The organism is Rhizobium sp. TH2, assembly GCF_024707525.1.
Classification (GTDB): Bacteria; Pseudomonadota; Alphaproteobacteria; order Rhizobiales; family Rhizobiaceae; genus Rhizobium_E.
Window position 1 is genome coordinate 2,718,830 of record NZ_CP062231.1, and the last position, 12,909, is coordinate 2,731,738.

Annotated in this window: 11 protein-coding genes; 6 read left to right on the forward strand and 5 right to left on the reverse strand. The window is 61.9% G+C overall.

The features are described 5' to 3' along the window. Positions 1-169 precede the first annotated feature (169 nt). Positions 170-1,120: a DUF3137 domain-containing protein gene (locus IHQ71_RS13625; protein WP_258162475.1), complete on the reverse strand. Its 951-nt coding sequence runs from the start codon at positions 1,118-1,120 to the stop codon at positions 170-172. Positions 1,121-1,260: 140 nt separating this feature from the next. Between IHQ71_RS13625 and uvrB the strand changes: the two genes are divergently transcribed. Further along, positions 1,261-4,230 (forward strand): excinuclease ABC subunit UvrB, encoded by a 2,970-nt coding sequence (uvrB, locus tag IHQ71_RS13630; RefSeq protein ID WP_258162476.1) that lies wholly within the window; start codon positions 1,261-1,263, stop codon positions 4,228-4,230. Positions 4,231-4,317: 87 nt separating this feature from the next. Here uvrB and IHQ71_RS13635 read toward each other — a convergent pair whose 3' ends face one another. Further along, entirely contained in the window at positions 4,318-4,713 is a 396-nt protein-coding gene (locus IHQ71_RS13635; RefSeq protein ID WP_258162477.1) for a DUF6463 family protein, read from the reverse strand. Between the two features lie 88 nt (positions 4,714-4,801). On the opposite strand from IHQ71_RS13635, the gene IHQ71_RS13640 reads away from it, so the two are divergent. The 3 genes from IHQ71_RS13640 to IHQ71_RS13650 all read left to right on the forward strand — a co-directional run bounded on the left by IHQ71_RS13640 (position 4,802) and on the right by IHQ71_RS13650 (position 7,101). Further along, positions 4,802-5,371, forward strand: a complete 570-nt coding sequence (locus IHQ71_RS13640) for a TetR/AcrR family transcriptional regulator (RefSeq protein ID WP_258162478.1) — start codon at positions 4,802-4,804, stop codon at positions 5,369-5,371. A 121-nt stretch (positions 5,372-5,492) separates the two neighbouring features. Continuing rightward, positions 5,493-6,242, forward strand: a complete 750-nt coding sequence (locus tag IHQ71_RS13645) for a TerC family protein (protein ID WP_258162479.1) — start codon at positions 5,493-5,495, stop codon at positions 6,240-6,242. A 112-nt stretch (positions 6,243-6,354) separates the two neighbouring features. Then, positions 6,355-7,101, forward strand: coding sequence for a BA14K family protein (locus IHQ71_RS13650; protein WP_258162480.1), 747 nt, complete (start codon positions 6,355-6,357; stop codon positions 7,099-7,101). A 49-nt stretch (positions 7,102-7,150) separates the two neighbouring features. On the opposite strand, the gene IHQ71_RS13655 is transcribed toward IHQ71_RS13650, so the two are convergent. Then, positions 7,151-8,191, reverse strand: coding sequence for a M10 family metallopeptidase C-terminal domain-containing protein (locus IHQ71_RS13655; RefSeq protein ID WP_258162481.1), 1,041 nt, complete (start codon positions 8,189-8,191; stop codon positions 7,151-7,153). 269 nt (positions 8,192-8,460) lie between these two features. On the opposite strand from IHQ71_RS13655, the gene IHQ71_RS13660 reads away from it, so the two are divergent. Then, on the forward strand, positions 8,461-9,738 hold the full coding sequence (locus tag IHQ71_RS13660) for a CAP domain-containing protein (protein ID WP_258162482.1): 1,278 nt from the start codon (positions 8,461-8,463) through the stop codon (positions 9,736-9,738). Positions 9,739-10,030: 292 nt separating this feature from the next. Here the strand turns inward: IHQ71_RS13660 and IHQ71_RS13665 are convergent, their stop codons facing one another. Together IHQ71_RS13665 and IHQ71_RS13670 are read right to left on the reverse strand one after the other, a co-directional pair. Further along, on the reverse strand, positions 10,031-10,729 hold the full coding sequence (locus IHQ71_RS13665; protein ID WP_258162483.1) for a DNA alkylation repair protein: 699 nt from the start codon (positions 10,727-10,729) through the stop codon (positions 10,031-10,033). Positions 10,730-10,850: 121 nt separating this feature from the next. Continuing rightward, positions 10,851-12,077 (reverse strand): MFS transporter, encoded by a 1,227-nt coding sequence (locus tag IHQ71_RS13670; protein ID WP_258162484.1) that lies wholly within the window; start codon positions 12,075-12,077, stop codon positions 10,851-10,853. A gap of 121 nt (positions 12,078-12,198) precedes the next feature. Between IHQ71_RS13670 and IHQ71_RS13675 the strand changes: the two genes are divergently transcribed. Further along, positions 12,199-12,789 carry a TetR/AcrR family transcriptional regulator gene (locus IHQ71_RS13675; RefSeq protein WP_258162485.1) on the forward strand — a complete coding sequence of 197 codons (591 nt, stop codon included), beginning with the start codon at positions 12,199-12,201 and terminating at the stop codon, positions 12,787-12,789. The last annotated feature ends 120 nt before the right edge of the window (positions 12,790-12,909 follow it).

The following is a 12,909-nucleotide window of genomic DNA, read 5'->3' on the forward strand; positions in this document are numbered from 1 at the left end:
AAGCGGTTTTTACTTGCTGCAACGCAACGAAAAATGTCCCATCGGCATGTTACGGCATCTATTCAAAGACGTAGACGACTTGAAAGGACGGTTTATTCGGCGATCTATTCGAATTTGTTAATATGGTCGTATGTATCAACAGCAGGTAGCTTATCCAGGATGTCGGATTTCAGCCTACCCGCCGCACCACATGCGCCACTGCGAGCAGCATCACCATTTCGCGGACCAGTGGCTTCACGTCGCTCTCGTAATGCACATTGTGCTGCATATCAGGCAATGCGAAGAAATTCTGCTTCGACGGCAGCATCAGGTAGCCGTCGCCATGGGACAGCGCGATGCTCACCTCGCCGCCATGCCATTCATTGCCCAGCCAGGTCAGCACCGAGGTGATCGGGCCGGCGATCAGTGCGCGTGCGTCACGATGGTTGTTGCTGCGGAAATCATGCGTCTCGTCAAGCTGGCGATTGCCCGAAAGCAATTCGTCGATCGGGCCGGTGCGCCACATTTCCTTTATCGACCGCTGCCACCAGCTGCTACGCTTGGCGGCGACCAGCAAGCCCGGAAATTCCTTCTCCAGCTTGAAATGGAAAATCAGCCCCTCGAACTGGACCTCACGGCTCTTGCCGCTGCCGGTCACCAGCTTGGTCTCGACAAGCTCGAAACCCATGCCGTCATGCGTGCCGGATATAAGGTCGTCATTCTCGGTCGATGTGAACGTAACAAGCTTCAACCGCTTGAGATCATCGAGAAAACCGGGTTCCATGCCTGCGCTGTATTGGCAGCCATCGATGAACCTGAACACCTCGGGAAAAAGCCGGTAGCGAAGGGAAAGCTGGTGATCCCTAAGCGGCTGCCACACCAGGCGCCATAGCCAGAACCCTGCCGCACCGACAAGGGCCAGCACGAAACCGACGACCTTGCCGCGCTCGTCCATCTGGTAGGCGACATAGACCACGAAAAGACCAGCGGCGGCATAGCCGATCATCGCCAGCCAGGCCATATTGACACAGCTCTGGTAGACACCGGGCCGGTCACGATTGTATTCGTCGATATGCCGCTTGATCTCCGCGACGGCAGCCTCACCCGGCATATAGGCGTTGGGATCTTTCATACTCTCCATGCGAGGGTCCCCATCAGTTCGGTTCGCGACAGCCACTGCCAGATTCTGTCATCAATGCTGACAGGAATTGTCAGCGTCACCGCCCATTTCCGACGCTCGCGGCCTTTATTTTATTCGATTCCCTTGCCATATATCGGGGCATGGCAAAAGCACCGAAGAACGCACCAGCCGGCTTCGAAGAAGCTCCCCAAGCCCCATTCGAAGGTGCGCCCGTTTCGGGCAGCGTTTCCGATTGGGTCAAGCAGCTCGAACGCGACGCCGAACAGCAGTCGCGCACGGAGTCGATGCGCGAAATCCGCTCCAAGGCCGGCAAGCATCGCAAGGCGGTGGAAAATTCCGCGCGCCAGCATAGCGAAAGCCAGGTCGGCGACAAGCGCTCCGCCCGTGGCGGCTCGCTCGGCGGCTCCAACGATCCGCGCACCCGCGCCGCCGCCGGCCTCAACCCGGTCGCCGGCCTCGATATTTCGCTTGAAGACGCCGAGCGCCTCAACAAGGAAAGTGCGACCCGCAACAAGCAGCGCGTCGCCGCCAATGACGAGGCATCAAGCATCGACAACCTCGCCTCCGGCGCTGTCACCGCGACGGTCGATGCTCTTGCCAAGCTCATCGAATCCGGCAATCCGCTGTTCAAGGACGGCAAGATCTGGACGCCGCACCGCCCTGCCCGGCCGGACAAGTCGGAAGGCGGCATCGCCTTCGACCTCGTCACCGACTACCAGCCCGCCGGCGACCAGCCGACCGCGATCAAGGATCTCACCGACGGCCTGGAAGCCGGCGAGCGCAGCCAGGTCCTGCTTGGCGTCACCGGCTCCGGCAAGACCTTCACAATGGCGCAGGTCATCGCCCGCACCGGGCGCCCCGCAGTCATCCTCGCGCCCAACAAGACGCTGGCCGCCCAGCTCTATTCCGAATTCAAGAACTTCTTCCCCAACAACGCGGTCGAGTATTTCGTCTCCTACTACGATTATTACCAACCCGAGGCCTATGTGCCGCGCACGGACACCTATATCGAGAAGGAATCGACGATCAACGAGCAGATCGACCGGATGCGCCACGCCGCCACCCGCGCGATCCTCGAACGCGACGATTGCATCATCGTCGCCTCGGTTTCCTGCATCTATGGTATCGGCTCGGTCGAGACCTATACCGCCATGACCTTCCAGATCTCGGTCGGCGACCGGCTCGACCAGCGCCAGTTGCTGGCCGACCTCGTGGCACAGCAATACAAGCGCCGTGAGATGGACTTCCAGCGCGGCTCGTTCCGTGTTCGGGGCGACACGATCGAACTCTTCCCCGCCCACTTGGAAGATGCCGCCTGGCGCATCACCATGTTCGGCGACGAGGTCGAGGCGATTACCGAATTCGATCCGCTGACCGGCAAGAAGACCGGCGACATGAAGTCGGTCAAGATCTATGCGAATTCGCACTATGTGACGCCGCGCCCTGCGCTCAATTCCGCGATCAAATCGATCAAGGAAGAGTTGAAGTTCCGCCTCGAAGAACTTGAAAAGGCTGGACGACTGCTCGAAGCCCAACGCCTCGAACAGCGCACGCGCTACGATCTCGAAATGCTCGAAGCCACGGGCTCTTGCCAGTCGATCGAGAACTATTCTCGCTACCTCACCGGCCGCAAGCCCGGCGAACCGCCACCGACACTGTTCGAATATATCCCCGACAACGCCATCCTCTTCATCGACGAGAGCCATGTCAGCGTGCCGCAGATCGGCGGCATGTATCGCGGCGACTTCAGGCGCAAGGCAACGCTGGCCGAATTCGGCTTCCGCCTGCCCTCCTGCATGGACAACCGCCCGCTGCGCTTCGAGGAATGGGACGCGATGCGCCCCGATACCGTCGCGGTCTCGGCGACCCCCAGCAAATGGGAGATGGAACAGTCCGGCGGCGTCTTCGCCGAACAGGTCATCCGCCCCACCGGCCTCATCGATCCGCCGGTCGAGGTCCGCCCCGCCCGCAGCCAGGTCGACGACGTGCTCGGCGAGATCCGCGAGACCGCGCTCAAGGGTTACCGAACGCTGGTCACCGTGCTCACCAAGCGCATGGCGGAGGATCTCACCGAATACCTGCACGAGCAGGGCGTCCGCGTCCGCTATATGCATTCCGACATCGACACGCTGGAGCGCATCGAGATCATCCGCGATCTGCGCCTCGGCGCCTTCGACGTCCTCGTCGGCATCAACCTTCTGCGCGAAGGTCTCGACATCCCGGAATGCGGCTTCGTCGCCATTCTCGACGCCGACAAGGAAGGTTTTCTCCGCTCCGAGACCTCGCTCGTCCAGACCATCGGCCGCGCCGCGCGCAATGTCGATGGCAAGGTCATCCTCTATGCCGACAACATCACCGGCTCAATGGAGCGCGCGATGGACGAGACCTCGCGCCGCCGCGAAAAGCAGGTTGCCTACAACACCGCCAACGGCATCACGCCGGAAAGCGTCAAGGCCCGCATTTCCGATATCCTCGACAGTGTCTACGAACGCGACCATGTCCGCGCCGACATATCAGTCAAGGGCGTCAAGGGCGGTGCCAACGAGCTTGTCGGCGGCAATATGCAGGCCCATCTCAACGCGCTGGAAAAACAGATGCGCGACACCGCCGCCAACCTCGATTTCGAGGCCGCCGCCCGCATCCGCGACGAAATCAAGCGCCTCAAGGCCGTCGAACTCGCCACCATGGACGATCCGCTGGCACGTGACGAAGCCCGCTCACTTGAAGGCAGGGGCACCAGGGCGAAGGAGAGCAGCAAGTCCCTCTTCGCCAAGCCCTCGCTCGACGACATGGGTCCCGGCACCGATATGGCGACGCCCCTGTTCCGCAAGCCGACGCTTGACGACATGGGTCGGGACATCGCCGAGCCCGCTCCGCGCGGCCAGTCGCTGTTCAAGAAGAACGACCTCGACGAAATGACCGTCCGCCGCACCGAAAAGCCACTCGCCAGCGGCCCGCTACCGGAAAAGCCGGTCACGTCTGGCGAGGGATCATTGCCGAAGGACGACGGCTACCGCCCCATCCTCCGCGCCAAGCCGGGCGTCGGCAGCTACGAGGATCCCAACGACCGCAAACGCGGCAAAGGAAAATCCGGCAAACCAGGGGCGTGATCCCCGGCAGACGTGTCAATGGACGCGCGCAGCCCATCAAAATGGCAATGTGTGCCATCGCCTTGCGCGCATGGGCTTATCGCATTTTCACGCCCATCCGCCCCGCGGCTCGCCCCAGACCAGCGCCGCGCCAGCCAGCGCCACCGCGAAGAAGCCACTGGTTGGCATCAGCAAAAGAAGCAGCAGCGACCAGGCGAAGAAGCCGGCGAACACCAGACGCGGCTGCGGCATGGCCCGCCGGTCGCACCAGAGCGCGAAGAGCCCGAGCAGCAACATCGGCACGGCGGCGCTGCCGATCGTCGACCAGAAGGCGAAGCCACTCTTCACGAGCTCTTCCGATTGCCGCGCGACCGGTCGCCAATGTTCCCACGTCCAAAGACCGCCATCGAGCCAGTGACCCACGTATTCCGTTGCATCGAGACCGAGCATGACGAGATGAAGGATTGATATAATCACGAGCGCGATCGCCCCGGCCTTGAACATCTCTGGTTACTCCTTGCTGCCGACTTCTCCATACATTACTGTATGGTGACAATTCGGAATCGTCAATACAGAACTGTATGGTGACCTCATGACCTCTGCTTCCACCGATCCCCTTTCACGGCGGGACTGGATTGTTGCGGCATTTGCCGCGCTCCAGCAGGGCGGCGTGAGCGACGTCAAGGTTGATCGCATAGCGGACCGTTTGCATGTCACGCGGGGCTCGTTCTACTGGCATTTCAAGTCGAGGGCAGACCTGCTCTCGGCCATGCAGGCATTCTGGGAAAACGAAATGACGGGAGACCTCATCAAGCAGGCCTCCACCTTGCCTGACGCTTCCGCGCGGCTGCGCTCGGTCGCCGCGGACGCGCTGGAATGGAGAAGTTTCGGCCTCGATGTGCACAGGGTCGAGGAGGCCCTCCGTGCCTGGGCGGCCCACGATGCTGCCGCAGCCCGCTGCATGCTCGAGGTCGATCGCGTCCGCATCGGGTACATCGAGGGCGAATTGATCGAACTCGGCCAGCCGCGCGAAAAGGCGCTACGGCGCGCAAGGCTTCTATATTTCTCGCTTATTGGACTTTTCATTGCCCGTGGATACAACGCCGAACTTGCAGATGATGCCGCCTATGCCGAATTGGTCGAATTGGTGATTGCCAATTAACAGTCTGCGAGCGGTCCTGATAAACTCTTTGTTATCGCCGCTGGCCTATCCGCCCCTTGCAACTTCCCGCCGCCGCCCTAAATCTCGGCCAACGCGATAAGTTGAGAGGGGACAAGAACTTATGCAGGATATCATTGCGCTCATGCAGGATCCCGCCGCCTGGGTGGCGCTGGTGACGCTCGTGGTCATGGAGGTCGTGCTCGGCATCGACAACCTGATCTTCATCTCCATTCTCACCAACAAGCTTCCATCGGAGCATCGCGAGCGGGCGCGCAAGATCGGCATCGGGCTGGCGCTGGTCATGCGCCTCGGGTTGCTCGGCACCATCGCCTGGATCGTCAAGCTCACCACGCCCGTGTTCGAGTTGTTCGGCCATGGCTATTCGTGGAAGGACATGATCCTCATCGCCGGCGGTCTCTTCCTCGTCTGGAAGGCGACGAAGGAGATCCACCACAATGTCGATCCCATCGACAAGCAGGAGGATTTCATCGCCAGTTCCGCGACGACCACCTTTGCCGCCGCGATCGGCCAAATCCTGCTTCTCGACCTGGTCTTCTCGGTCGACAGCATCATCACTGCCGTCGGCATGACGCCGCATCTGCCGATCATGGTGGTGGCGGTCGTTGTCGCCGTCCTGGTCATGCTGCTGGCCGCAAGCCCGCTCGCGAACTTCATCGAGCGCAACCCGTCGATCGTCATGCTGGCGCTCGCCTTCCTGCTGATGATCGGCACGACGCTGATCGCCGAAGGCATGGGCTTCCATGTGCCCAAGGGTTACGTCTATGCGGCAATGACCTTCTCGGCGCTGGTCGAGATACTCAACATGGTTTCGCGCAACGCCCGAAAGCGAAAGACCACCACTCAGGGATAGAGCAACCGGGCGACCTGGGGTTGGCGATAAATGCGCCCCGAAACGGGACAGATGACGGAACCGGATGGGAGTCGAGGCATTCTGCTGCCAGACTCTCATACCGGAGATCGCCATGAAGACGATTGCAGCACTGATAGCCGGTCTGCTCCTCTCAATGACGACATTCGTTGCAGGCCTTATCATCGCGATGGTCTACGTGAATGTCGCCGAGGAGCCGCCGCGCACGCAAAACCTCGATACATCGGCGCTCTGGACGACCGAGCCGATGTCGGTTGAAAAACAAACCCTATCCTTCCAGCGCGTGCCTGCCCGTCCCCGACAAGACGAGCGTGAAGTCGCCAGCCTGAACAAGGAGGCCAGCGAGCCCAAGTTGAAGGAGACGACAGCGTCGGATGCGGAACCGGTGGCGGACGATCCGATGGCCGTGGTCGATCCCGTCACCACGGGCGCCATCGATCCCGCGCAGAACGATGCGGAGCCGACCCCGCGCGCGGAACAGACCGCCGCCCATGTCGAATGGTGCTCGCGCCGCTACCGCTCGTACCGCATCGAGGACAATTCCTATCGTCCCTATGGCGGCGGCCGGCGATCCTGCGAGTCGCCCTATTCCGATGGCGTCACTGCGGATCTCGACGCTGAAGACGCGTTTGCCGCCGACCCGGACGCGCAAACAAAGCGCAACAACGCCGAACCGCGCGAAGACGAAGGCAAGGTCGAGCAGGTGATCTACGAGGACGTGCCGAGTACCGAGTTCTCGGGCGATCATGTCCAGTCCTGCATGAGCCGCTATCGCTCATACCGGCCGGAGGACAACAGTTATCAGCCCTTCGACGGCGGACCGCGCCGGCAATGCGAGTGAGCGAGGCCGGCGTGTGATCAGTTCGATCGCATGCCGGACCGGCCAAGCTTCACAACAGGAAATCCGACGCTGCGAAGTCATGGTTGCCGCGCACATCCAGCGCGAAATCCGCCTTGCCGTCGCCGTCGATATCGACCTGCACCTGGGCAAATCCCTTCATCTGCTGGAACCGCGCCTCGCCCTCGGTCTTCGAGAACTTGCCGTTGCCGATGAAGTCGAGTTTGGCTCCGATATTGCCGTCGACCAGGACAAGGTCGATCCGGTCTTTCTGGGCGTGGGAGAAATCCTTGATAACGTCGCGTTCCTTCGGCACGCTGTCGTTTTCCCAGAAGAACCGGAAGACATCCCTGCCCGCGCCGCCATAGAGCGTATCGGCATCGAAACCGCCCGCCAGTATGTCCGTCCCCTTGCCGCCGCGCAGCAGGTCTTCGCCGACCCCGCCGTCGATCACGCCCTGTACCTCGCCGTTGCGCCCGTCATAGAGGTCGTCGCCGGCGCCGAGCAGAACGTCGCCCTTCATCAAGCCTTCATTGTAGAGGCGATCCGTGACCGCCGTGCCGCTCGAATTCTGATAAGATGCCTCTGCACCGATGATCTTGCCGCTATTGTGCAGCTCGACGATACCGGCCGCCGATGTAAAGATATAGATGCCGGTCTCGCCGGTACTGCGGATCGTTCCTTCATTGACGATGGTAGAGACCTGGCCGGCCACCGCGGCATCCATCACCACGCTATGTCCGGTGCCGATAATCCTGCCCGCATTCTCGAGCGTGAGTTCCGAGCCCAGCATTCGAACGCCGCCGGCATCGGGCCGGTAGCTGCGCACCAGGCCGGTTTCATGGATGGTGACCACATTACTGCTTATATTGCTGTTGTCGCCGAGGTTGATGGCGACGCCCTCGCCCACCGCGCTGCCGAAGATATCGACAGTCTGGCCGCTGCCATTTCCGCTGACGGTGAACGAGGCCCAGGTCGTTCCCTCGGTCCGGCCGAGCGTCGCGCCTTGCGCCACGAATAGCCGGTCGTCGTTGCCGAGCGTCACCTGAACGCCCGCGCCCACCTGGCTGGTGGAGATGATATGGACTGTCATTTCTTGCTCCATCTGTGATCAGGAGCCTGCTCACATGGCAAAATTTCCACGCATTTTCAAAGGGTTTATTTTTGCGACAGCGGCGAATAGGGGCGACGTTTCAAACGTATGTGTCGGTCTCGTGGTTCAGGCGCCACAACATCGCCCGCGCGCAACGCCGAAAATTTGCCGGCATTTGACGGCTTCACTTCTTCAGTCAACCGGGGCAAATTCCACGACGACATTCATTCGACTGTATCGGGTCCTTGGGGCCTGAAGAGGAGGCTCGCATGGCAGAGATGACATCGCAGGAACAGTTGATGCTGGAATTGATCAACCGGGCCCGGATGGACCCGGCCGGCGAGGCGAAACGGTTCGGCATCAAGCTGAACGAGGGCGTTTCTAAGCAGGACAAGATTTCCGACGGCCCCAAGCAGGTGCTGGCAGGCAATGACGATCTGCAAGACGCCGCCGACGATCACAGCGACTGGATGCTGGACCACAAGTTCAGCCACTACGAAGGCAAGAAGGATCCCGGTGACCGGATGCAAGATGCCGGCTATAATTTCACGGGCAACTGGACCTGGGGCGAGAACATTGCTGCCCGTGGCGGAATGAGCGCCACCGATGCGATCATCCGGCACCACAAGGACCTGTTCGTCGATAAGGGGGTCGAGCACCGTGGCCATCGCCTCAACATCCTGAATGCGGCGTTTCAGGAAATCGGCATCGGCCAGGAGATGGGCGGCGGCACCTCGATGGTGACGCAGGATTTCGCCAGAAGCGGCAGCAGCGCTTTTGTGACCGGCGTCGTCTACGATGACAACGACAATGACAACTTCTTCAGCGTCGGTGACCAGACAGTCGGCATTGCCGTAAGCGCGCCCGGCACACCCAACGACACGACCGGCAGCGGCGGCGGTTACGAACTGCGCTTCGCCGCCGGCGCTGGCGCCACAATGGTCACGTTCGATCTCGCAACGGATGTGGTCGTCGGCGTGGACGTCGGCGGGCGGAACATCAAGCTCGATGTCGTCAACGGCGACGAGGTCTGGTCAGACTCCAGCATCACCTCCACCTCGACGAATGTCACGGAACTGCATGCCCTCGGCGTCGGCAAGATCAACTTCGACGGCGCGAGCCACGGTCAGGAGATGTACGGCAACAAGGCCGCCAACCGCCTCGAAGGCAATGGCGGCGACGACACGCTGGTGGGCGGCCGGGGCAAGGACGAGTTGCATGGCGACACGGGCGCGGATATCTTCATCTTCGCCAAGGGCGACACCGGCAAGACCGCCGCCAAGGCCGACACGATCGCCGATTTCAGCCTGGGCGACAGTGACGTGATCAACCTCACGGCCTGGGATGCCAATTCCAAGCAGAACGGCGATCAGGCGTTCACCTTCATCGACGACCAGGCGTTCCACAAGGTCGCGGGCGAGTTGCGCGCCGTCGACAACGGCGTCGATACCTTCGTCCGAGGCGACACCGACGGCGACGGCAAGGCCGATTTCGTCATCAGGCTCAACGGGATCGTCGCTCTCACCGGCGGCGACTTCGCCCTCTGACTGAGCCATGCCCGCCGGGCGCGGTCTTGCGATTGGCAAGGCACCGACAAGGACGGCCCGGTCTCGATCAGCCGCGCGGCGCTCGTGGTCAATGCCGACAAGGTGCTGGTCGTCACCTACCGGGGCACCAAGGGCGAGCAGGACAAGAATGCTGCTGCGATGAACGATCATCAACTCGCTGTAGCCTGCAGCTGACGACGCCAACCGACGAAACAGAAACCCGGCAATTCCGATCACCATGCGCGACCCCGGATGGCGATTTGCCGTCATGGAACGAAATCCCGAAGCCGTCCTACTGCTTGCGGAAAAGCTGCCGCTCCTCCGGTGACATCTTCTCTGTCGCCATGCGCAACGCCTCCGCCGAAAGCCTGTCTCCATGCGCACGGAGAAAGGCCCTGAGCCGTTCCGGATCCTTCTCGCCCGCCGTCCGCACCCAGGAGCCGATCGCCTTCCGCACCATGACATGCCCGTCACCCGCCAGTATGGCACAGATCGCGAACGTGTCCTCCACCTGTCCTGCGCGGATGAAATACCACGTGGCGACCACGGCAGTCCGCCGCCGCCATGGGTCGGTCGAACCGGCGAGATCATAGAGCGGCGCGCGCGGCCGCTCGAACAGATATTGCCCGACCACATGCGGAGCGGCGCGATCGACGAGGTCCCAGTTGTTCAAACGGTCGTGGCGGTCGAGATAGAGCTGGTAGAGCGCTTCGAGCCCGTTCGGGCTTTTCTTCGCCCGCGCCTGGAAATCCATGATCGCCGCCGCCGCCATCCTGACCTCGTAGAACCGGCTGTCGAGCAGCAGACCGATCTCGCCGAGCGGCAGGCCGGCATGCGCCTTGGCGACCGGAAATACCTTGCCGATGCCTACACCCATCACCTCGGTCTCGCCGAGCCCGTCGAAGAAGAACCGCGCCACCTCCGTCTTCATATCCGGCGAGGCGATGGCACGGAGCGCGGCTTCCACGGCATCTGCGGTCTGTGCGGTCATCAAGTCCTCCAGTCACCGCCATTTCCGATGGTTTCCAGCCGAAAAGCAATCCCACCTGTCGATACAAAAAGATATGCCGCACCCCAGGGCGCGGCATATCATCTCCATCAACTCGCCTACCCTACTCGGCCGGCTGCACCACGGCGCAATCCACGCAGTCCTCGGCTTCACCGGCAAGGCTCTTCTGGCCGAGCGCCACGATCGCCACGGTGATCGCACCCGCCGCGACCGAGGCCCAGAAGCCGCTCGCTGGCCCATAGGTATCGACCACCCAGCCCGACACGAACGCACCCAGCGCCATACCGATGCCGATCCCGGTCATCACCCAGGTCACGCCCTCGGTCAGCATCGCCTCCGGCACCCGCCGTTCGATCAGGCCGAAGGCGGTGATGAAGGTCGGCGAGATCGCGATGCCGCTGACGAAGACCGCCACAGCGAGCAGCATCACCGAACTCGAGGCGAACAGCAGCGGCACCGACGAGATCGCGATTGCCGCGACCGAGATCAGCAACTGCCGCTGCAGCGCCATCTTGGGGTTCAGCGCGCCGAGGATAAGCCCGACCACGAAGGAGCCGACGGCATAGACGCCGATCACCAGGCTCGCCATCTCGGGCTGACCGAGTTCCTTGGTGATCGCCACGGCACTCACCTCGGCGGTGGCAAAGATCGAGCCGACGAAGATCAGCGCCAGCGTGATGATCTGCACCGGCCGCTGCCGGATCGCCGAACCGGCCCGGGGCGAGCCCGCGACATGATGCACCTTCGGTTCCGTGCCGCGCTGCAGGATGAAGGCCGCCGTGCCGAGCGCCAGGAATCCCGTACTCACAAGCATGCCCGCTTCCGGAAACAGCGCCACCGCCAGCCCCACCGATAGCGATGCGCCTGATATATAGACCAGCTCGTCCGCCGCGCTTTCGAAGGCGAACGCCGTGTTGAGCTCCGGCCGGTTGCGAAACATCTCGCTCCACCGCGCCCTCAGAAGCGCCGGAATGCTAGGCATCGCGGCCGCCAGGAACGCCGAGACGAACAGCGTCCAGACCGGCCAGCTCTGGTTGGTAGCCAGTATCAGCGCGACGAAAGCAAGCACGGATACGATGGTCGTCGGCACCACCACCGCCGTCTGGCCGAGCCGGTCGACGGCGCGCGAAATCTGCGGCGAAATCAAGGCATTGGTCAGCGCGTAGGTCGCCGACACCGCGCCGGCGAGCCAATATTCGCCGTGGGTCTGGCTGAGCATGGCGACAATGCCGATCGGCGCCATGGCGATGGGAAGGCGGGCGAAGAAGCCGGCAGCGGAAAAGCCCTTGGCCCCCGGCGCCGCGAATATCTCTCTATAGGGATTTGACATGGCACGCTCCTGTCATATATCGATTTCAATGACTACATACGCTGCGTATGTGAACGAGATAGTGACATACGCAGCGTATGTCAACGCCTCATATACGCTGCGTATGTAAAAAGGAGACACGATGGCCAAGCCGCGAACCGAGATGATCGCAGAGACCCGCGCCAGGCTTCTGGCAGCCGGCCGTCGCGCGTTCGGCACAACAGGCTATGCGGACGCCTCGATGGATGATTTCACCGGCGAGGCAGGGCTGACGCGCGGCGCCCTCTACCACCATTTCGGCGACAAGAAGGGCCTGCTCCAGGCCGTGATCGTGGAAATCGACGCAGAGATGACCGACCGCCTCAACCAGGTCTCGGCCGCCGCCGCCAGCCGCTGGCAGGGTTTCGTCGATGAATGCGCCGCCTATATCGAAATGGCGCTCGAGCCCGAGATCCAGCGCATCATGTTCCGCGACGGCCCCGCAGTGCTCGGCGACATCTCGCAATGGCAAAGCACCCCCGGCTGCATCGCCTCGCTGTCGCGCAGCATCGACCGCCTCAAGGCCGATGGCGAAATCACCGACATCGACACCGAAACCGCCGCCCGCCTCATCAACGGCGCCAGCAGCCACATGGCCCTGTGGATTGCCCACGCGGAAAACCCGGAGGCGGTGTCAAAGGTGGCCGTGGCCGGTTTCAGGGCGATGCTTGAGGGTCTCCGAAACGATCGTTGAAAATCACCATCATCTCGCTGTTAACACTATCAATGCGCGGGCCTAGCTATCCCTCGGATTTTCATTTAGTATAGCCTAATATGTTTCCTGACTGAACGCATTCACCCGATTTCAGGAGCG